This is a genomic window from Thalassospira xianhensis MCCC 1A02616 (assembly GCF_003326475.1).
GTDB classification, from domain to species: domain Bacteria; phylum Pseudomonadota; class Alphaproteobacteria; order Rhodospirillales; family Thalassospiraceae; genus Thalassospira; species Thalassospira xianhensis.
Map to the genome: position 1 here is coordinate 302716 of NZ_JPWA01000001.1, position 21622 is coordinate 324337.

The following is a 21622-nucleotide window of genomic DNA, read 5'->3' on the forward strand; positions in this document are numbered from 1 at the left end:
TCTTTGTAGCAAAAGGCGAATTGCTGGGTGGCTAATGACAAGCTGTTATAGCGCCCACTTGGGGGGCGGGCTCCGGCCCGCCCTCTTCTATTCCCCACCCCACCTCGACCATTCTAATCACAGTAATGATAGCTGGCGTTCGGCCAGGTCTTGTGTCTTTCCAGAGATGAGGGAAACATTCAGGCAGCTCCAAAGAAAATGGGATGACTGCAATGGAACAGCATGCTGGACTGCGTTCGGAAATCATTCATGGCCACATCGGGACGGTGGATCACGGGGAGTGCCTTGGTTTGCATCCTGACGGGCGTATGGTTTTCTGGGATGCCGCGGAACGGGAACCGGTGATTTCCGAACATACTCCGGAAACGTATCCCGATATCAACAAGCTGAGTTTCTGGGAACAGGACAAACTGGCACGTGATGGTTGGCGTCCGGTGGAGCAGCCTGCCTTTGAATATTCATCCCCTTCAATCCGTATGTGAACGATTTTTCTACCCAAGATAGGTGCAAGAATTGGACAGATCTTCAAATCGGTGATATTTTCATGTTTTCCTTTAGGGGATAGGAAAACATGAAAAACATCCTAACAGCGGCCTTCATTTTCCTGGCAGCGCAGGCTTTCTATCTGCACACATCAGCCCTTGCGTCGCCAGATGGCTCAGGTTTCATTTTTCGCCATAACCTACGGACAATGGAGCTTGTGTCGACGACAGATGTTTCCGAAGAACCGCCCGTTGCGCCCGAGCCTTGCAACGGAGCTCCCGAAGCTGCCTCGCCAGGCACTATCTGCGCCGATGGCTCTGTTTACATTGGAACTTCTCCCGACGGTAACGTTCCGATGTATGCGGTCTTCACGGATATGGGAATGGGATACTGGGGTACTTCAGCATTCGCGACCTTAGCAACGTCCCCAATAACAGGCGAGGCAAACTCCCTGATCCTGTACAATCACATCACGGCTGGAGACGGAACCGCCAATCCGGACGATGGAGTTAGTCCGAACATTTTTGTGACATGTTACAATCTGGTCGCACACGGACATGATGACTGGTATGTCCCGGCAAGAGACGAAGTTCCCAACAATCTTCTTCTACCGGATGGTGTTGATTTCTGGACTTCGACAGGTAGCGGTACGGCCAATCCCGACACTGCCTACTTCAGAAATTTCAGCAGTTGGGTCACCTTCTACAAGGATACGACACACAGCTTTACGTGTGTCAGGAAAGACTGAGGGCTGGACTGTCGGCATATGTCGTTACTGTCGACATACTCGAGGCGACGTGTCGAAATTTTTGGCTTCTATCGACACGTCGACGGTCACATGATTCCTAGGCTAGAATGCGTTGGGTGTTGGAGCGCTGATATCGTTCGATACACAAAGGCACCGGTTTGCCACAATGTAAGACACCTCAGGGATTTGTGAGATGTCCAACTCATCGGATTGAAACATCCGTTGGAATTCATTTGGGATGTAGCTCCCATGCAGGTAATAGGTTCCTGGCGTTACCGTCAAAGCTACATGCTCTGAGGATGGGTCTCGCAGATACTCAGCTACCAGCTCCACCGCATGCTCCAGAGAACACTCATAGGCCTTCGCGAACAATTCCGTCAGGACGGCCCGGTCGATAATGGTGACGGTATGAACCGCTCCAGACAGGCATTCTGCAAGCACAGTGACATCAGGATCGTCGATTTTTTCTTCTTCGTCCCCAAACGGTCGACGGCTGATAATGATGGCTCCGTTTTTGGCCAGGACTGAAAACACCTCTGGGCCATAAATTGTAAAGAAGCCAAGTTCGCTCGCGATAGCCTTGGCTTTTGCGACTGCACCCAACTCAGAATCTAGGCGGGGAAGTTCCCTGTCGTCTATCTTCAGCTCGACATGATCGTTGAAATCGTCCCGGTTAACATAGCTCGTGACGATGACCTCCCCGGAGGGGAAGTTTGCTTCGATGACTTCAACAACCGGTGCTGGAGCATCCGTTAAGGGCTCCTCACTGAGAGTGAAGGGAGCCCCGACTGGCTTAGAGGCATCTGGCTCCAGAAACCGCTCTATGACTGCGTTTACGCGCCACGCATCAAAAGTTACCGAAATGTCGTCACCGGTGTTGCTGCAATACTGTGGGTTCAGGCGACTATGTCCAAATTGGGGACTTGTTCCTGAATTCATGTTCCTCACCAGCCCGTCATACCGCGCTTCACCGCTGGTATCGCCCAGGTTGGGGGAATTCATGTCAAAGGTTACGTAGTGGCAAAGCAGTTTGTAGGGATTATCCTGCCACGAAATCGTTTCGTCCGTTTCCCTGATATACAATTGCGATAGTGGATTGTTGGCGCAGATTTCCTCAAACGTCGCGCCACTGGCAGCGTCACTGACGAGCTTGTTCCACTCTCCCAGTATTCGAATGCGCCTGTGGCGCAATCCCGAAACCGGTTGAAGCATGCCTTCTCGGGCCATATCGAACAGGAAGCGCCCCACTGCCAGCTTTAAAGGTTCGAGCAAATCCTGGCGCTGCCGATAGTCCGCGGCACCCCAGTTCGTCTCCATATGTTCGTATTCTTCCCGCGGGAAATAGACTGAAAAATCCATAAGTCTGTGCTCCGTTGTGCCCACGTTCGATTGAAAGCCGGTATCTTCAGGAAAAAGCGAATTTTGGAAGTGGGCAGTGCCGCTAGTTTCCCCATGCGCTGCTGGTAAAACGAGACTATGCCCGACAGAGACAAAGGACAACTTCATTTTTTCCTTTAGATTCACTGCAAAATGTGTAGGATGTCGCCAGAACAAAGGAATACGAACAATAAATTACTCTCGCGTCAGAAGGAATTATGATGCCATACAAAATCGTGTTTGACGCCGACATGGTGCTGATTGACTATATGGCGCAATTAGTCAGGTATGTTGAGGAAGTACGTGGGCATCGCGCATTGATGTCGTACAAGTTCGACCCGTCTTATGATCTGGCATACACTTTCCCAAGCCTTAAGCCCGCGGAGATGCAGGAAATCATCCGCGAACTGAGTGTCGCAGAAGACTACTATAGCGACATTCCGCTTATGAAAGGTGCAAAAGACGGTATTGCGCGCATCCGCGAGGAACTCCCTGACACTCCTGTTGTGTGTGTTACTTCTGGCGGAAACCATCCATTGACGCGCGAGATGCGTTTGAAAAATCTGGCGCCTTTTGAGCTGGATGAAATCATCACGTTGCCTTTGAACGGGTCGAAGGTTGCAACGCTCCTTGAGCTTCAGGAGCCAGGCGGGCAGTGCATTCTTTTTGATGACAGTATTGGACATGTGCGCGCTGCTGCCGAAAATGGTCAGGTCGGTGTGCTCTATTCTCAGCCTTACAATACCGATGAAGATGTCCTCCATCGGGTTAAGGACTGGAACGAGATTGTTCAGTGGTGCACCACGAACCTTCCTCAGCTATCCCAAAGAAGTTCGCGGTTGACGGCGTAACGGTCATTCCGCTGATTAGTCTTTCCTGTTTTCCTACGCCACAAAGGAAAAAGGAAAGATTTTTACATAACTACCCATAACTCATTGAGACTAATGTCCTTTCGGAAAGTCAATATCCACGGGAAGAAATATAGGTCTGGTTTCTTTCTTTCTTGCAAGAGAACTTGAAGGTCTTATTGCAGCCTCGCGACAAAAACGCGTCCGGTCTGACCGTCAGTTTATCTGAACTAAAACACACAGGAATTCGCCATGAATAGCATCTCTCCGGATGTTGCTAAATCAACATCTGACAGCACAATCAACAGCAGCACGGTCGATGCCGCAACCAATGTACGTGGCGTTCACGTAGACCATTCACGTGACGCGTTGGTTACCCCATTTGCGATGGCAATGCTCAAAGAACTCTACCTGCTTCCGGGCGAAGGCGTACAGGATCGGTTTGCCAATGTGGCCGCCGAGTTCGCAGATGATGCCGATCATGCCCAGCGGATGTATGACTACATCTCCAATCACTGGATGATGCCAGCAACACCGGTTTTGTCGAGTGCTGGAACCAACCGCGGCATGCCGATCAGCTGCTTCCTGAATGAATGCCAGGACTCGCTGCCGAGCATTAAAGGCTTGTGGGCAGAGAATATTGAACTCGCATCCCGCGGTGGCGGCATCGGAAGCTATTGGGGCAACCTGCGTTCTCTCGGTGAGCGCGTTGGTAAGGTGGGGAAAACCAGCGGTGTCGTTCCCTTCATGAAGGTCCAGGACTCTCTCTCTCTGGCCATTTCCCAAGGCAGTCTGCGCCGCGGTTCGGCAGCATCCTATCTCCCTGTCTGGCACCCGGAAATCGAAGAATTCATCGAAATGCGCCGCGCGACCGGTGGAGACCCGAACCGGAAGACGTTGAACATGCATCATGGCGTCGCCATCTCGGATGCGTTCATGCATGCGGTGGAGAAAAACGACCAGTGGGCCCTGAAGTCACCGCATACCGGTGAAACAATTCGCTCAATCAGTGCGCGTTCGCTTTGGATCAGGCTGCTTACTGCCCGTATGGAAACCGGTGAACCCTACCTGCTGTTCATCGACACCGTTAACCGTGCAATCCCGGAACATCACAAAAAGTCTGGCCTGATTGTCAAAACCAGTAATCTTTGCGTGGAAATTACGCTTCCGACCGGTCTCGACCACTTGGGCCGGATGCGTACGGCCGTATGCTGCCTCTCATCGCTCAATCTCGAAAAGTTCGACGAATGGAATACGCACCCGACTTTCATTGAAGATGTCATGCGTTTCCTCGACAACGTCCTGAGCTTCTTCATTGCAAACGCACCGTCGATGACACGTGCTGCCATTCGCGAAGTCGGTGACCCTATCAAAGCACAGCTGCGTGAGCTTATCCTCGATGAGGCCGATTATGCAAAGGCCTGTGAGGCTGTCGATAAAGCGGTCGGCAATCAATATCGCGGCCTCATGGACGACGCCATTTATGCTGCATCCCGCGAGCGTTCTGTCGGGCTTGGAGCGATGGGCTTCCACAGCTTCCTCCAGGCAAAAGGTATTCCGTTCGATGGGGTGATGGCGAAGGTCTGGAACAAACGGATGTTTGGTCACATCAAAGACGCCGTTGATGCAGCATCCGAAGTGCTGGCTGAAGAGCGCGGAGCGTGCCCCGATGCCGAAGAGCATGGCGTCATGGCTCGCTTCTCGAACAAAACAGCAATCGCGCCGACGGCTTCCATCTCCGTTATTGCCGGTCAATGCTCCCCTGGTATCGACCCTGTCACCGCCAACGTATATTCAGAGAAGCGTCTGGTCGGCACATTTGAGGTTCGCAACAAGCACCTCAAAAAGGTCCTGGCATCATATGGCCGCGATGATGAAGCGACCTGGCGTTCCATCACACGCAATGAAGGCTCTGTTCAGCATCTTGAATTCCTTTCTGACCTTGAGCGCGACGTCTTCAAGACCGCAAACGAAATCGACCAGATGTGGGTTGTTGAGCACGCGAGTGATCGCGCACCGCTGGTTGACCAATCCCAGTCGGTGAACCTTTTCCTTCGGGGGGATATCCACAAGCAGAAGCTACACCAGATTCACTGGGCGGCATGGAAAAAGGGTGTGAAAAGCCTTTACTACTGCCGTTCGCTTGCTGTGAAGCGCGCGCAGAAGATTTCCGAGGCATCGACAGAAGTTGTTGCGACCTTCGCCAATCAGAGAATCTCTGGTGGTGCCGCCGCGAAGTCCGTCGAGGCTAAGCCTCAGAGCGCCGAAGCATTGAATGGCGCATATGACGAGTGCCTTGCCTGCCAGTGACACATTGTAAGGCATGGACGACGAGGGACGGGTGTAGCTTTCTTCGAGCAAACACCCGCCTTTTGTCCATCGTCACCCCGGCTCCATAGTTTCATGCGCAAAAGGAAAACCTAATGCTGACTTCAGCAAAATGGAAAAACTTCATCAAACGATTTGGGAAGCCTGCCAGTGATATTGAGGTGGTTGCGACTACGCGACTGAGATTCCGCGCGCTGGAGGAAGACCCCCAAAATGACGAATATCGGCCGGTCGTCACGTCCATTAAAGTCGGCGACGTTGAGTTGACACCGGAATCTCTCCCGCGACATTTCTCACGGGGAATGTACAACGACCTTGTAATCTACATGCAACTCGATTTCGCGCTTGATCTGATTCCGATTATTGTGCCCAAGGGTCAAACGCCGACGGAAGAACAGATGCGCGTCATGGTGCATCAGCCAATTGATGCTCAGCGGCTTTTGAATGTTATCAAGGCAGAAGAATTGACGCTTGATTGCATGGCGGCCCAAGATGCTTTGGCGCAACTCAAGAAGACTGAAGTTCAGCGGGGATGGCTGCGGTTCAGCACGTCGGAAACGTTTATCAGCCAGCCGTGCGACCGTACCCTTTTTGAGCGCCTTTACCGGTTCCGCCAGGAATCATACCCCGATGGGGACTACCCAGTCTTCACCAAATACTACGAATTCTATCAGCATTCCGTCGGAAAGCTAACGCCTGAAGGCGAACTAACTACCGAGATGCTGACTGAGTTGAAGAGATTGGTGGATCTGATGAAAGACAGATCTGGCCAAGACGATATCATCGTGGCCGCGAAACGTTCCTGTCGCCTCCATCCAATTTTCGAACCACTTCTTGTGAAAGCAGTCGAAGACGCTCTCGCAAAAACACCCGCCTCCCCCAAACCGTGATTTCACGCGCGACTCAGCCGTGACTTGACCAACAAGTTTCTGACACAGGAAAAGAAGATGTCTCTAGTTGAAGAACGGATCGCCTTTAAACCTTTCCAGTATCCGTGGGCTTATCAATCATGGAAAGACCAGCACAACATGCATTGGCTGCCGGAAGAAGTTCCTTTGGCCGACGATGTTAAGGACTGGCACCACAGCCTGACACCCGAAGAACGCAACCTTGTTACCCAGATTTTCCGTTTCTTTACCCAGTCGGATGTTGAGGTGAACAACTGCTACATGCGCCATTACACGCGTTTCATTAAGCCGCCGGAAGTGGCTATGATGTTGGTCGCGTTCTCGGACATGGAAACGATCCACATTGACGCGTATTCGCACCTTCTTGACACCATCGGCATGCCAGAGACCGAATACGAGGCCTTCCTCGACTATACCGAGATGAAGGACAAGTTCGACTATATGCGGTCATTCGACCCGAAGAACCCGCAGGAAGTTGCTGAAACCATGGCTGCTTTCGGGGCTTTCACGGAAGGCGTACAGCTGTTTGCAAGCTTCGCCATCTTGATGAACTTCCCCCGCTTCAACAAGCTCAAGGGTATGGGACAGATTGTCACCTACTCCGTTCGTGATGAAACCCTGCATTGTCTGTCGATGATCCGCCTGTTTCATGAGTGGGTTGCGGAACATCCGGAAATCGACCGTGATAAGCTCTTTGAACGCATCACGACCATTGCAAAGGAAATCGTCGAACACGAAGACCGTTTCATTGACCTTGCGTTCCAGGAAGGTCCGGTTCAGGGGCTGACGCCGGAAGAAGTGAAGCAATATATCCGGTATGTCGCTGATGACCGCCTGGTCCGTCTTGGGATGGACAAGCTGTACAACATCGACGAAAACCCGCTGCCGTGGATGGATTCCATGCTTAACAGTGTCGAGCATGCTGGCTTCTTCGAACAACGGGCGACCGAATATACTCGCAACGCGACCCAAGGAACCTGGGGTGATGTCTGGCCGGAAGATGGGCTGGTTCAGGAATAGCCCTCGCTGACGCTGGACAACAAAAGACCCCCTGAAAGTCCAGGGGGTCTTTTCGCGCGGGACGAAAGGCGAACCACAGCGCCTTAGTCGATGTCGATGTCGCCAATGCTGGCCGCTTCACCGCCGCCTTCGCCAAAGATGGTATCTGCGCCGACACCGGTAATTGCGGGAAGAGCAACGAGACCGCCGCCTACGCCGAGGCGCCACAGGCCTTCGGAGTATTTAACCTGAACGCCACCAGCATCAGCCGCGGCTTTCAAGCGAACGAGACCGGCACCCATCAGAACGAGTCCCCCAAGAAATGCACCGGCAACCACTAGGTCACCAATGCCCTGGAGCTGGCCTTTGACATCAGTTGCCACGTCGCCAATACCAGCAGCATTTGCGGTCGAGGCCCCAATTGAAGAGATAGCAACCGCAACACCAACCATCAAACGGGTCGGAAAGGCGGTAATGACGGAAAGCATCTTGGGCATTTTGTCGCTCCGAACGATGTTAAAACCTGCAAAAGAGTGAGCTCGCAACCTCGAACTACGGGGCGACAGGTCAGCCGCCATTGCGAGCGCCCCTGAGTTGTACAGAGGCCGAGTTCGTAAATAATGTTTGCCCGTCTTATGGATTACGTCAAAGGATTTCTTCACGTTTTCCTTAGTTTTTGCTTTACACAACACTCGCGGGTCGTTAAATTTGTTGACATTTTCTTTTGAACCCGTTGGTTATCCTTGCAATTATGCAAAAATCCGTTTAGGTGTTTTCCTTTAGGGCCGAATCCCGAGCGCAAAAGACCAGCAGCTTTCTAACCGAGGACCAGAGTGCGTCATGACAGATATTCTGCAAGGCCATAACATTCAGGACGACCCGGCCTTGCGACCGGTGCTGCTATCCGAATTCGTGGGACAGCCCAAGGCAAGTCGCCTGCTTGGCGTTTATCTTGAAAGCGCTAAAAGCAGGAATGAGCCGCTCGACCATACGCTGTTTTTTGGACCCCCGGGCCTCGGCAAGACGACACTTGCTCAGATCGTCGCAAACGAACTCGGAAAGAGCTTTAAATCAATTGCGGCGCCAGCCATCAAGCATGCTGGAGAACTCGCCACAACATTGCTTTCCCTGTCTGAAGGCGATGTTCTATTTCTTGACGAAATTCACCGCCTGCCCGTGCATATCGAAGAAGTGCTATATTCGGCGATGGAAGACTTTGCCATTGATATTCTGTCGGGCGATGGCCCTGAGGCAAAGCATATCCGGCTGCCTATCGAGCGGTTCACACTTGTCGGAGCAACGACAAGGTCCGGTATGTTGTCACGTCCGCTCAAGGACAGGTTCAGCATTGACATCAAGCTGGAGCTCTACAGTAACGACGACCTGGCATCCGTGATACTCAGGTCTGGTCGCCTCATGGGGCTCCAGATGACGCAGGAAGCGTCTGAAATGATAGCGTGCCGGTCTCGCGGTACACCACGTATCGCCAACCGGCTATTGCGTCGCGTTCGGGATTTCGCAACGGCCGGTAGCACGACGACTATTGGACCAGACATTGCTTCTCATGCACTGGAAGCGCTGGGGATTGACGATAGAGGGCTTGGGGAGCGAGAGAGGGCATATATTGACTGCCTTGCGGGCCGATATCGCAACAAGCCGACCGGATTGAAAACCCTGTCTGCCGCATTGGGTGAAGATCCCGGAACGATTGAAGATGAAATCGAACCATGGCTGCTGCATGCGGGCATTATTGAGCGAACATCGCGCGGGCGGATACTGGCGCATTGTGAAACATCGCAGCAAACCGACGGTTCAATGAGCCTGTTTGACCAAGAACGAACTCTGACCACCGCGAAAAAGGCAGTCACGAAATCATGAGCTCAAGCACCCCTTTCCGAGGTCCCTCTCCTTTTTCACCGGGGCGCAATATGTTTCCCGGTTTACGCCTGTCGGTTCCTGCCAGCAATGACAAGGCAGCGCCAGTTGTGGCCCCCGTTGCCGCGCCTGAACCTGAAATCTTACAGGAAGTGACGACCCCGCCAAGTGAGGCGCGAACTGCTGCGACGGTTGGTAGCGGCCTTGTTGAAGATATTAGCTCCCCTGAAGATTACCGGAACATTGCGCCGATCTATGCGGACTATGTGCGGGTCCAGGACTTCGCGACCAAGCCGTTGGCCGGTATGACCGCCAATCTTGTACTTCTTAGTGGAGAGGCTTCATTGGTGCATCCTTTCCGCGGCTTGCGCACCGCGCGGCACGCGGGACATCGTCTGCGTGTTGTTATGTCCATGTCAGACGGTGATGGTAAGGAACGCGCACTATTCGTCGGAGAGGCATCGCTGACATGGTGGGCCGACGATTGCCGAAATGGCATGCGCGTTACCCTGCGCCTTGATGACGGCGGTATTATTGACGGCCCGGAAAAACATCCCCTTACCGGACTGGAAGTTGGCAAAAGCGGTGAGGTAATTTACCTCGCCTGCTGGGCGCTGGATAATGGTGAAGAGCCCGAGAACCCGGAAGAAGCCCGGCGTGCCCAGCGAAAGCCATTTCACACCTTGACGGCCGTTCAGCAGAGCCAGATCAAATGCCGAAACGACAGGCAGTTTCAGGAATGGTGCTTGAAGTTTGTCGCGCCGCACCTTGATGCTGTTCTCGCTCTTGAATTGCCTCACTATGATGACAGCCCGGCTGAATACGCATCGCAGGTCGTTCGGCTTTATTGTGGCGTGCAATCGCGCAGTGAATTCAAAGAGGATACTCAGAAAGGTCTTGATGCCCGGCACCGGTGGAACGAAATGCTCCGGCGCTTTGATGATTGGCAGCGGTTTACCAACTGATATCGCCAATCTGTAAGGAAGCGCGAATTCTAACCCAAGTTTTCCTTTATGTCATTAAGTTTTGCTTGAAATAGCGGACAATTCTTCTATGTTGCCCGGTTATTTTTTGATTTTGCGAAAAGAGTTGACCAATTTCCCGGTTTCACCTTAGGAAATATAGAGGGGTTTTGCTTAAGCCCTGAAAGTTTTCCTTTGTCGAAGATGATGTAATCCTTCGAGATAACCGGGGACGCCGCCAGGCGTAAGTAGTTGATGACTGAAATAAAGACCTATGGGGACTTCTTTGCATGGTGTGAGAAGCAGGGCCTGAAGAGCGACCGGCTTATCTCCGTTGCATTCCACATCACTCCGCAGTCAGTGCGAAACTGGAAGGCCAAGAATTCCCAGTATCTCGCAGGTGACACCAAAGCTGTCCCGCCAATCTGGCTTGAGCTAAGTTGCCTTGGTTTCGAGGCCGCGCGTCGCCACTCCCCGGAAATCATGCCGTCTTTCCCGGCTGCTTCGCTCGCATGGTTTGATGTTTGGCGCGCGCAGCACCGGTTGAATACGCTTGAGCTGACAAGTTCCACTTTCGGGATCACCCGCCAAGCTGTCCATAACTGGTATCACCGCAATAAAACCCCGCGCTGGCTGCCGATGGCTTGCCGTGGATACGAGGTTCGTATTCGCGGTGGCGAGGAAGAAGTCAGTGGGCCCGCCCCTGTTGCTGAAGCGACCGCGACTGAAGGTGTCAGTCAGGCGGCAGAATAGTCGCTCAACCGGGCGGTTCATCTTGAAAACGACGAAAATCATAGGGTGGGGTATTGATATGAAACGAGCATTGCTCAGCATCGCATGCACAGCGGGACTGGCTGTATCGGCAATGTCAGCTTCGGCAGCGAATGCGCCGCAGAATACGGTTGCTGCTTCAAATGTTGCCAAGGAAAACTCGATTCTGGAAGGTTTCGGGCATGATATTCCGCTGTCATTTGCCGTGATGCAGATTGTCCCGGCCGACCAATATATCAGCTACGGTGTCGGCGTGGACCAGGAGCAGTTGGTGTCTTGGGACGGCGGCAAGGACTGGCGCTCTATTCTTGTGGAAACCGCCAAGCAGAGCAACCTTATCGTTACCTTCCAGGGCAATGTCGTTCGTATCACCGACATTCCATCCGCCGCCCTGGAGCAGGCCGACCCCGGGTTCGTCATGGTTCCCTATGACCCTGAGCTCGAATTGGCTGAGAAAGAAACCCAGCCACAGGCCACTTTGATGGCCGACTTGAGCGTTCCGGATGAAGCTGCCTCTAGCGCTGGCGAAGAGGTCGTCGACGCAGGCGGTGTTCCATCTGATGCGGCAGCCGTTACCACGTCCCCTGAAATCCCCGAAGAAGTGGCACCGCCGATTGATCCGAACAATCCTGTTGGCGTCTGGCGCGCCTCGGTCGGTGAGACCCTTTATGAAGTCCTTTATCGCTGGGCAGACACCGCCGGTTGGACGGTCGTCTACAACAGCAACTTCATTTACCCGATGCAGGCTCCGGCAATCTTCAACAGTGATTTCCGCCAGGCGACCGAAGCGTTGGTTCAGTCCGTTCGAGCCGATGTGGTCCCGCTCGTTGATTTCTACTGGGGCAACAAATCCCTCGTCATCAGCAATAACCCATCACAGATTAATTGAGGCCAAGCTATGCAGTTTGTCAAAACGGCCGCGACCCTTGCTTCGCTGCTACTCTTCTCCGCCTGCGCCAACAGTGTGATGCCGAAGGCTGATGATGCTGTAACGGAAGTCGCGGAAAATTCGACGGACCGCCTTGCCGAGGCGAAGTCCCCTTTGCCGCCAATGGATACCCGGCGCGTTCGTGATAACCAGGGCGTCTGGACCACGTCTGTCTCATACCGTTCCGAACACGGCGCTCCTTTGCCTCCGCAGTTCGAAGGGGCCAATGGCGTGACTCTTGTCCATGCGTCGCCGCTCGAACTGTTTCAGATTGGCACGGAAGTCACCAAGAACACCGGTATTCCCGTTCAGTTTGGGGCCGATATCTTTGCGGACGAAACTTTCACCGTGAAGGATGAAAGCTCCAGCTCGAAGTCGAGCGGTGCCGACAGCACGGCTATTGGTCCTGGCATCGCCGTTAACAGTTTTGAAGAACTCATTAATGGCCCGGCAAGCGGGAACAGCTCCAATAGCTCTAACGGGTTGATCAAGGCGGTGGTCGGTTCGCGTCAGAAAATGAAGATGGACCACGTTGGCAAGCTGTCATCGTTCCTGGACCGTGTGTCGGCGCATTTCGGTGTGACCTGGACATATGAAGGTGGTGAAATTCGCATATTCCGCTTTGTCACCCGGACTTATTCCGTTGAAGCACTTCCGTCGGACATCGAAGTTCGGTCGACACTTGATGCGGGCAGCGAAACCTCAAGTTCCGGTGGTGATGAAAGTGGCTCCAATCAGTCTGCCCGTTCGAATATTGCTGTCAAAATCTGGGATGACATGACTGCCTCGGTCGAGAGCATTGTCAGCAATGCCGGTCGTGTAACGGCCTCAGTCTCAACCAGTACCATTACGGTAACGGCCCCGGTAGATGTCATTCGTCGTGTTCAGGCCTACATCGATGGCCAGAATGCGCGCATGTCCAAACAGGTTGCGGTTTCACTCCAGGTCCTGAACGTTACCCTGTCAGAAAATGAAGATTACTCCCTTGATATTCAGGGGCTATTCAGTGGTTCGAGCAAATATGGCTTTAGCTTTGGAAATTCGGCGGTCGCCACCGCCCTTCAGACCGGTATCCCGGGCCTGAACTTTGGCATCGTCAACCCGGACAGCAACTGGAGCGGTTCATCTTCACTGATCAAGGCGCTCTCCGAACGCGGTCGTGTCTCCGTTGTCAGCACTGCGGCCATCACGACACTCAACGGCATTCCGGCACCGGTGCAGGTTGCCAAGACGCGAAACTTCCTTGAACGTGTCGAAGTCACCACCGGGGAAACCGATACCACAACATCTCTGACGCCTGGCACCGTTACAACAGGCTTTAACCTGTCTCTCTTGCCGCGCGTCCTTGACGACAATCAGACCATTCTTTTGCAGTTCGGCATCAATATCAGTGAGCTTGTTGGTGAGAACGATGGCTTTGATGAGTTTTCGGTCAACGGAATGACAATCCAGCTTCCCAACAAGAACAGCCGGAACTTTGTTCAGCAGACCATGATTCCGAACGGCCGAACCCTTGTTCTGTCCGGTTTCGAGCAGGTCCGCAATCAGGCTAACAAGTCCGGCGCAGGTAACCCCGACTTCATGCTGCTTGGCGGCTCACGTCAAGCCACCCAGTCCCGTGAGGTAATCGTGGTCATCGTGACACCTGTTCTTCTTGAGAGCCGTCCTGCGATCTCGACCTATTACTGAGGAAGCGTAGATGTCTATCGGCGACGATACAAAAGATATTCACCTTTCGGGTGGAGCGGGCTTTGACGGGTTCGTCGATGACGGTCTCGGAACCATTGGTATCGGTGGCAAGGCATTTGCTATCGGCCTGCAATGGCGTGGTTTTGAGGACCCGACAAAAGGAAAACCTGTCGAACAGGCGCGAAGGGCTGCGACTGGGGCAAGGGCTGACCTGTTCTGTCTTCGTCATGGTGTGCAGTTCGGTCTTGGTAGCAAAGGGATGGACCATCGTCCCGGGATGGCGTCTCTCGCTGCATTCCTCGCAGATACGATTGACGGAAACTGGATTGGTGTATTCAAGGTCAATGAAGGCGGCCTGTACTATGTGGCGGCGAAAGACGGTGCCGTTCTCCCGGGGTGTGATCGGTTCTTCAACGACGAGGAGGCTGCCCTGGCGGCTTTCTCCGACCTCGCCTTCGTGTACGAGTGGAACCATATCTTCGCCCCCGAAGAATGGCATGAAGACGCCCAGGAAGCAAAGCTCGAGGAAATTCTGCGAGCGCGAAAGCCAGCCACTAAACTTCGCTCAGTCTCGTCGACCGGGAAAATAACGAAGTACGGTATAACGGGTCTAGTTGTTCTCGGACTTGGCTTGGGCTACCAGCAGTACCAGGACTATCTCGCTGAGCAGGCTGCCGTTCAAGCGGCTATCCTTGCGGCCCAAAGTTTGACCGGTCGCAAGCCACCTCCGCCGCCACCTCCAATGCCGTGGGAAGGTGTTGCTCAAGGAATACCTGCTCTTTTTGCTTGCGTTGATGGCATACTGGATGCGGAAATAGTAATACCCGGATGGAAAACGGAAACCGTTTCCTGTCGCAACGAAGAAGTTTCGCTCTCTCTGGTTCGAGACGGTGGCACGGTTAACTGGATTGCCGACACTCTTAATAGAGACGGTTTCCGGCCGAGCATTAATCCGAACGGAGACAGTGCCGTCGTCTCATGGAAGCTTGAAAAGGCTCCTGAGTATCCGAAAAAACAGGAGACAGACAGCCTCAGGAAGATCAGGCGCTATCTGTATTCGCATTTTGAAGAACTGTTCCACGACATCGCGTTCTCCAATGGAACACGGACGGAATATTACGACACGCTGAATTTTGCTTTCAGCACGTCTTACTACCCGACCGAATTTGCTGGGGTGCTCGCGGAAATTCCTGTGTTTGAGCTTTCCAAGGTTGAGCTCGACATCATGGACATGAGTTGGAAAATCGAGGGGAAAATCTATGAACAGCTTCCACTGCCTCAGAAAATCAATGGCTAATAAGGGCGTACTACGGGGCGCATTGGGAGCAATTCTCCTGGTCGGTGTCTCCGGAGGGGCGCTCCAGGCTCAAACGGCCTCAGTTGCACCTGGGCAGCAGCCCGTCGCTCAGGACCCTCTTTACGTGCCGCCATCACATGTTGACATGAAGATGGACAGTCAGCGCGTTGAAAAATTCGTCGCCAAAAACGTTTCAGAGGTCGAGCGTCGCCTGCATGGGCTGAAGGTCACACCACCCGAAGACATGGCGTCCGCCGACACATCCCCATACACCAGCACATTGCGGGACATGCAGGAGACCCAGCGTCAAATCCTTGTTCTCGACAAGAAAAAGGAGCTGGCCGAAAAAAGCGTCGAGCTGTGGAACATTCTGTATAACCCGGAAGAAGATGAAGCCGCCGGGATGCGCGACGACAATGACCCGGACAGCCTTGAAGAAGCCGCTCCTGTCGCGCAGCCGTCCGCGCCCCCGGAACAGTCCACCGGTGCAGATGCTGCGGAGGAAGTGGCACCCGTGGCTTCTCCGGCACCTTCGAAGGCGCCGGAACCCCGTCGCGAGCGTGACCTGTCGATTTCGGAACATGTTGGTCCGATGCCTGTCATCGTTTCCATCCTTGGTACTGGCAACAACATCAAGGCGACCCTGCTGGTGCCTTACGCTGGAGAATTCGAAGTCACGGAAGGCATGCGCCTGCCCAACGGCATGAGAGTTGACAAGGTGACATCGACTGGTGTGCTGGTTCGCGACGCCGCCGGTAACCGTTATCCCCTTTCGTTCGGAGATAGTGTCCCAAGTCAACCGGCCTCCAAGCAGACAAGCGACAGCAGTCAATCCAGCGGCGTTTTGATGCCTGGTGGCGGACTGATGTTCTAAGGACGTGCAGCCGGGACAGGTGACCTGATGTTACAAAAAATACTGGCTTTACTGAATATGGGAAAGGCAACGCCTCCTCCGTTGCCCACCCCTGTTCGCAAAGCGAAACCAGCCCCACGCAGATCTGCGTCAGCGAACCTGCCGCCCAAGAAAGGTCTATCCGCCAGAAATGACAATCCCACTCCCCCACCGGGTTTCGGGATGGCTCCTCATTCGGCGGCTCAGTCCAACAAAGCTCCTGCGACGACCAAGTCCGTAAAGCTGTCAAAACAACCGATTAGCCAAGAACTCAAACCTCGTCGGACGTCGCAGACTCATGTGGCGACGACTGAGGAAATAAAGGCACTTTTGACCTTTACTGGTGACGTTCCCACCGCGGAAAGTGGGGATTTGGTCGTTTCGGAAAGCATTCGGAAGATCGGTGCTTTTCTGTCGAACGGCACACTCGTGATTTCGCGTCACGACCCTATTAGCCCGGAAGCCATGCAGTTGCGGGACATGCTTCGGCGGAATTATCGCAAGGTTGAGCGAGAAGTTCATGTCGAACTTGAGGTTATTCGCAAGATCTATGAGGGGGCTGCTACACGTTTTGGCGGAAAGCGGAAGAACCGCCTAACAGAATCAGAAATGCAAAGGGCGGTGCTCCAGTTAATTGGGGAAACCGTGAAGCTGGGCGGGTCAGATATCCACGTCATGATTGGTCGATACGAAGCCCGTGTTCGTGTTCGACTGGACGGGGTGATGAAGCCCCTGCGGCAGCTCCCGGCCGCAATGGCCGAAGACTTGTGTGCGGCGGCATTCAATATGTCGCAAGCCTCAGACTCATCCTATCAGCGCGGGAGCTATCAGTTTGGCCGACTGATAAACCTGCCAGAGACACCATTGCCTGAAGGTGTGCAGTCCGTTCGGTTACAGTTTAACGTAACTGAGTCGGGCCGATACATGGTTGCCCGTATTCTTTACTCAAGCGGTGTCGGCGTTGACCAAGGTGATGTTGAAAGGCTGGGATACAGCAGGCATCACATTCGGCAGCTGCACAAACTTCGCAAGCTCAAGACGGGAATGAACATATTCTCCGGGGCCACCGGCTCTGGAAAGTCCACCTCTCTTCAGCGAAATCTGAATGCTGTCTACAAGGATTCCAAGGGCACCCTAAACATCATCACGATCGAAGACCCGCCCGAATACGTCATTGATGGGGCAGCTCAGTTTCCGATTATTCAGGCGAACAGCCAGAACAAACGTGAAGAAGCTTTTCTAGAAGCAATGAGCGCGGTGGTGCGTTCAGACCCTGACATTATCATGATTGGGGAAATTCGCGACCCTGCATCGGCTTCTTTGAGCTTTTTTGCCGCGATGACCGGGCACCAGGTGTGGGGTTCACTTCATGCCAACGATGCTCTGTCGATTATTGACCGCCTGCGCGATAACGGCGTGGAGGACTACAAGCTTTGCGATCATAAACTGATGCGCGGCCTTATCTATCAGTCACTGGTCAGACAGCTTTGCCCGCATTGCAAAATTCCTCTTGCGCAGGCGGTTGAGAACGATCTGATTGAGGAAGCGCTCTATGAAGACCTTATTGCATCTGTTGGCGAAGAAAATGCCAAGCATATCTGCGTCACCAATGAAGCCGGGTGCCCGGAATGTGACGATGGTTATAGCTCTCGCACCGTGATAGCCGAGATTGCGATGCCAGATAAGAAGTTCATGGAGTTTATTCGCGATGGCAACAAGAACGGTGCCTATGACTACTGGCTCAATGAACTCGACGGCCTGACCTGCCTGGAGCATGGCTTGCAAAAGGTCGTCCAAGGGGTGGTCTCACCTGAAGAACTTGAGGCGCAGGTCGGCTCATTGAGCGAGTTCGACGCGAAACGCCGCCAAGTCGTATTCGGCAAACTCATGGACCCGCTTCCTGTAATTGACGTTAAGGAAGTTTCCTAAACTACATTGGCGGATAACCAGCGGGCGACAAGATGCCTGGCCGTCGGAGAAATGCTATGAACCTAGACAACTTGAACCGCTCATTCAGCAAACTACAATTCGGCGGAAAACAACGAATTCGGGTGTATCGCAAGTTGGTGAGCTATCTGACGAACGGTGTTGACCTGATCAAAGCGCTCAAGATTATGTGGCAGCATGCGAGTGACGATGGGCGGAGGCCAGATCACCCGACAGCCATCGCGGTATTGGAATGGTTGACAGCTATTGAAAACGGCAAGCCTTTGAGCACCGCCTTTGGCAGTTGGATTCCTGACACCGACCGGGTTGTGATTAGTGCCGGTGAGGCCGGGAACCTTCCGCAGGCGCTGGAAAACGCTGTGTTCATTGCGGAAGGCGGCAAGCGCATCAAATCGACCATTTATGGCGGGATAGCCTACCCAATCCTTCTGTCAACGATTGCCATCGGCTTTATGGCAATGTTCGGCCTTCAGATTATCCCGGCCTTTGATGAGGTGGTCCCAAAAGAACAATGGACAGGTCTTGCCTCTTACATGGCGTTGATGGCCGATTTCGTGAACGGTTGGATGTTCCCGTTACTGGGTGCCTTCATCGGATTTATGATGACCATTCTATTCACGCTGCCGAGATGGACGGGCAAACTACGGGTCAAGTTCGACAAATATCCGCCTTGGTCAATTTACCGGCTCTTGTCAGGAACCGGATTTATGCTTTCAGTCTCTGCCCTGGTTAAAGCCGGGGTGCAGATACCCGAAATTCTTCGAATTTTGCAGAAGGGAGCAAATCCGTGGTTTTTCGAACGCATGTCGTCCACTCTCAGATATGTCTCGGCAGGCAAAAACCTCGGCGAAGCCCTGTATGCAACAGGTTATGGCTATCCAGACATGGAAACCGTCAGGGACTTGCGGTCCTTCTCGGAGCTGGAAAATTTCGATGACATGCTCGAAAAGCTCGGCCGCGAATGGCTGAATGAAAGCGTCGAAAAAATCACAAAGCAGATGAACGTTCTGCGCAACCTGTCGATTGTTTTCCTTGGCGCTGTCTTTGGGTTGATTTCGGGCGGTATCTTTGCGCTCCAGCAGCAGGTCACCTAATCAACCTCTGTTTGCAGTAATCCGAACATTTACATTACGAAAGGCGCTCTACCTGGGCGCCTTTCGTTTTGCTCCATCACTGTAAACAAAATATCGAAATGCAAGTTCTCTTTGTCCACATATTTTGTTTTGCTTTGTTTTTTGCTTATTTTTGCTTATAGCGGTTGCGTTTTCCTTTGATTGACTTCTACCCTATATAGGTAAACCACATCATCGGAGACTGAGATGCTATCCGCAAAACTCAAATCCTTCAGGTCGCGTCGTCAGCGCGGTATCACGCTTCTGGAGGTTGCAACTGCCATCGGCGTCGGCGCGCTTATTCTTGCGGGCGTTATGCTGATGTTCCAGACCGCCAGTAACAGTCAGAAGACGACTGCCGCCATGGGCGAGCTCGCGTCCGTTCAGCAGGCGGTTCGTTCCTTGTATGCCGGTCAGCCGGATTACCAAAACCTGTCAGCAGCGTTGTTGGCGCAAAGCAATCAGCTTCCCAACCGGATGGTCAAGGGAACCGGTTCCAGTGCCAGCCTACAGCATTCGTTCAACGGTGCCATTGCCATTGGTACAGACAATTCGGACCAGAACTTTACCGTCGAGTTCGAAAGTCTTCCGAGCGAAGCCTGTATCAAGATTGCAACCCTGGATCTCGGCACCGGCGTCGTTTCCGTTGATGTGACCGGCGGTTCGTCCACTTCTGTCTCCGGTCGTTCCTTGACGCCAGTTGAGGCGACATCTGCTTGCGGCACGTCGAACAACTCGACGATTACCTGGACGTTTTACTAAGCCTGTGGCCCGGCCCCGGCATTAGCCTCCGACGTCTCAGTCGGGGCCGGACTTTTCCTTTGGACCGATGTTTTTGAACATGTGGCCCGCTTCGTTCTCCTTGAGGTACCCATGTCAGTACTCAGTACAGCCGGGCCGACGGATGTCGACTTTCATGACAACTCTGATGACGAAGGCGGTCTCCGCCTATCGGACATTGAATTCACTGATATCTTCTTCAGTGAAACCGGTCACTGCACCTTGCGCGGTGCAGGAAACATCGATGGGAACTCGACGGCATCTGGTCCTCTTTCTAGCATACCCGAAGGCGCCATAGAGGATTTCGATCAGTTTCACCGTGCAATCTGTCAGCGTGGGCGAAATGAGGATGAGTTCTCGTATCAATACGACGGCATGTATTTCCGCGTCTCAAAAATCAAAGACGTAAACGGGATTTGGTACACGTGTCGCCGGGCCATGTGGCCCTTGCCGCGGCTGTACGACTTGCAGTACCCGAAGACACTTATTCAGCATCTGGGTCTTCTGGGTGGGCCGCGTTCGTCAGGCCTACTCATTTTTGCCGGTAAAACCGGTCAGGGTAAGACAACGTCGGCCTGTTCTCTTCTGCTTGAATATCTGCGCCATTACGGCGATATCGCTGTTGCCATTGAAGATCCGCCAGAGCTTCCGCTTAGTGGTGAACACGGACCATTTGGCCGTTGCTTCCAAACACCTGTAGCCAATGGTGATTTTGCGTCTGCCATGAAGTACGCCATGCGCCATGTGCCGCGCTATATTTTGCTGGGCGAGGTGCGAGGTAAGGCCGAGGCATCTGAGGCCATCAAAGCTGCCGTGAATGGACACCTTGTCCTGACGACAATTCACGCGGGCTCGCCGACAGAGGCTTTGAGTTCTCTACTGAAATATGTGGCGGCATCTGAAAGCGTAGACCTCGCGCGCAGTATCCTTGCAGAGGGATTGGCGGGCGTCATTCATCAAGAGCTGATTACCCGCAAAGGGCAGAAAGGGTTCGCCCCTCGCCTGTCATACCTGTTCCCCGGAGATGACGCAGGCATTCGCTCGAAAATTCGCAACGGCAAGATTGAACAGCTTGGAACCGACATTGAGCGGCAGAAGGCGAACGTTCTTGCTCACAAGTCACCGATAGGATGACGCGATGCAGGCGCTGCTCTATATCGCACTGTTTTTGATTGTTCTCTCGCAGATAGACTATCGCAAACAGGATGATTTTACCGCCCAGCAAGAAGTGGCAGATGCCATTGTCTTGCAGATGATGGCCTATCATTCCTCGGCCGTGCGCTACTGTGCGAACAATGCGTGTGGATCAGGCCCCGTGCCGACAGTAACAGGCATGTCCGGAACATCCTGGGCCTACGGAGATGAAATCAAATCGGTGTCAAATGGCACAGGTATCGTTGTGACCGTGTTCGATCCGTTTGAAAAGCAGAATGGCACCGAAGCAAGGTTCAAGTTTGGCCCGACGGCCGCCTCGCTGAGAGCCCACACACGAGGTTCCATGAATGCCGGGCAATGGCAGGCGGCAAGTCAGCAAATCAGCGCCGGAACTATTTCAAACAACAGCTGGGCCGGTTCCGGTACGCCAATTACGGGAAATATTGCAATACCGCAGGGCTTTGGCGGTCTGACGCTCGCGGATCAGCAACCGATTCTTGCGACCAGAGTTAATTGATTGGAG

At 53.3% G+C, this 21622-nt stretch carries 20 protein-coding genes; 18 read left to right on the top strand and 2 right to left on the bottom strand.

Features of this window, described 5'->3' with window-relative positions; all coding sequences use genetic code 11:
• Positions 1–212: 212 nt before the first annotated feature.
• Together TH5_RS01770 and TH5_RS01775 are read left to right on the top strand one after the other, a co-directional pair.
• Positions 213–482 (top strand): hypothetical protein, encoded by a 270-nt coding sequence (locus TH5_RS01770; RefSeq protein WP_114120426.1) that lies wholly within the window; start codon positions 213–215, stop codon positions 480–482.
• An 89-nt stretch (positions 483–571) separates the two neighbouring features.
• Positions 572–1231 carry a hypothetical protein gene (locus TH5_RS01775; RefSeq protein ID WP_114120428.1) on the top strand — a complete coding sequence of 220 codons (660 nt, stop codon included), beginning with the start codon at positions 572–574 and terminating at the stop codon, positions 1229–1231.
• A 102-nt stretch (positions 1232–1333) separates the two neighbouring features.
• Here the strand turns inward: TH5_RS01775 and TH5_RS01780 are convergent, their stop codons facing one another.
• On the bottom strand, positions 1334–2590 hold the full coding sequence (locus TH5_RS01780) for a hypothetical protein (RefSeq protein ID WP_147250034.1): 1257 nt from the start codon (positions 2588–2590) through the stop codon (positions 1334–1336).
• Positions 2591–2829: 239 nt separating this feature from the next.
• Here TH5_RS01780 and TH5_RS01785 point away from each other — a divergent pair, with 239 nt between their 5' ends.
• The 4 genes from TH5_RS01785 to TH5_RS01800 all read left to right on the top strand — a co-directional run bounded on the left by TH5_RS01785 (position 2830) and on the right by TH5_RS01800 (position 7712).
• Entirely contained in the window at positions 2830–3459 is a 630-nt protein-coding gene (locus tag TH5_RS01785; protein WP_167443433.1) for a hypothetical protein, read from the top strand.
• Positions 3460–3843: 384 nt separating this feature from the next.
• Entirely contained in the window at positions 3844–5766 is a 1923-nt protein-coding gene (locus TH5_RS01790; RefSeq protein ID WP_167443434.1) for a ribonucleoside-diphosphate reductase subunit alpha, read from the top strand.
• Positions 5767–5879: 113 nt separating this feature from the next.
• Positions 5880–6674 (top strand): hypothetical protein, encoded by a 795-nt coding sequence (locus TH5_RS01795; RefSeq protein ID WP_114120433.1) that lies wholly within the window; start codon positions 5880–5882, stop codon positions 6672–6674.
• 57 nt (positions 6675–6731) lie between these two features.
• Positions 6732–7712 (top strand): ribonucleotide-diphosphate reductase subunit beta, encoded by a 981-nt coding sequence (locus TH5_RS01800; protein WP_097052811.1) that lies wholly within the window; start codon positions 6732–6734, stop codon positions 7710–7712.
• Between the two features lie 83 nt (positions 7713–7795).
• Here TH5_RS01800 and TH5_RS01805 read toward each other — a convergent pair whose 3' ends face one another.
• Positions 7796–8188 (bottom strand): hypothetical protein, encoded by a 393-nt coding sequence (locus TH5_RS01805; RefSeq protein ID WP_114120434.1) that lies wholly within the window; start codon positions 8186–8188, stop codon positions 7796–7798.
• A 343-nt stretch (positions 8189–8531) separates the two neighbouring features.
• On the opposite strand from TH5_RS01805, the gene ruvB reads away from it, so the two are divergent.
• From ruvB to TH5_RS01865, 12 genes are all read left to right on the top strand, one after another.
• A complete protein-coding gene (gene ruvB / locus TH5_RS01810; RefSeq protein ID WP_114120435.1) occupies positions 8532–9569 on the top strand; it encodes a Holliday junction branch migration DNA helicase RuvB in 1038 nt (345 codons plus the stop codon).
• Positions 9570–9619: 50 nt separating this feature from the next.
• Positions 9620–10531: a hypothetical protein gene (locus tag TH5_RS01815; protein ID WP_114120436.1), complete on the top strand. Its 912-nt coding sequence runs from the start codon at positions 9620–9622 to the stop codon at positions 10529–10531.
• A 252-nt stretch (positions 10532–10783) separates the two neighbouring features.
• Complete coding sequence (locus tag TH5_RS25250; RefSeq protein ID WP_097052815.1) at positions 10784–11281, top strand: hypothetical protein; 498 nt, start codon at positions 10784–10786, stop codon at positions 11279–11281.
• Positions 11282–11303: 22 nt separating this feature from the next.
• Complete coding sequence (locus TH5_RS01825; protein WP_147250035.1) at positions 11304–12188, top strand: TcpQ domain-containing protein; 885 nt, start codon at positions 11304–11306, stop codon at positions 12186–12188.
• Positions 12189–12197: 9 nt separating this feature from the next.
• A complete protein-coding gene (pilN, locus tag TH5_RS01830; RefSeq protein WP_114120439.1) occupies positions 12198–13916 on the top strand; it encodes a PilN family type IVB pilus formation outer membrane protein in 1719 nt (572 codons plus the stop codon).
• Positions 13917–13926: 10 nt separating this feature from the next.
• Positions 13927–15213: a type 4b pilus protein PilO2 gene (pilO2, locus tag TH5_RS01835; protein WP_114120440.1), complete on the top strand. Its 1287-nt coding sequence runs from the start codon at positions 13927–13929 to the stop codon at positions 15211–15213.
• Positions 15214–15337: 124 nt separating this feature from the next.
• The gene (gene pilP, locus TH5_RS01840) at positions 15338–16087 is read left to right on the top strand and encodes a type IV pilus biogenesis protein PilP (RefSeq protein ID WP_167443435.1); all 750 of its coding nucleotides are present in this window, start codon (positions 15338–15340) and stop codon (positions 16085–16087) included.
• A 201-nt stretch (positions 16088–16288) separates the two neighbouring features.
• Entirely contained in the window at positions 16289–18034 is a 1746-nt protein-coding gene (locus TH5_RS01845) for a GspE/PulE family protein (RefSeq protein ID WP_167443436.1), read from the top strand.
• A 56-nt stretch (positions 18035–18090) separates the two neighbouring features.
• Positions 18091–19146, top strand: coding sequence for a type II secretion system F family protein (locus TH5_RS01850; protein WP_167443437.1), 1056 nt, complete (start codon positions 18091–18093; stop codon positions 19144–19146).
• Between the two features lie 225 nt (positions 19147–19371).
• A complete protein-coding gene (locus TH5_RS01855; protein WP_097052822.1) occupies positions 19372–19926 on the top strand; it encodes a type 4 pilus major pilin in 555 nt (184 codons plus the stop codon).
• A 111-nt stretch (positions 19927–20037) separates the two neighbouring features.
• A complete protein-coding gene (locus tag TH5_RS01860; RefSeq protein ID WP_142994566.1) occupies positions 20038–21078 on the top strand; it encodes an ATPase, T2SS/T4P/T4SS family in 1041 nt (346 codons plus the stop codon).
• 4 nt (positions 21079–21082) lie between these two features.
• Entirely contained in the window at positions 21083–21616 is a 534-nt protein-coding gene (locus TH5_RS01865) for a hypothetical protein (RefSeq protein WP_114120445.1), read from the top strand.
• Positions 21617–21622 lie beyond the last annotated feature (6 nt).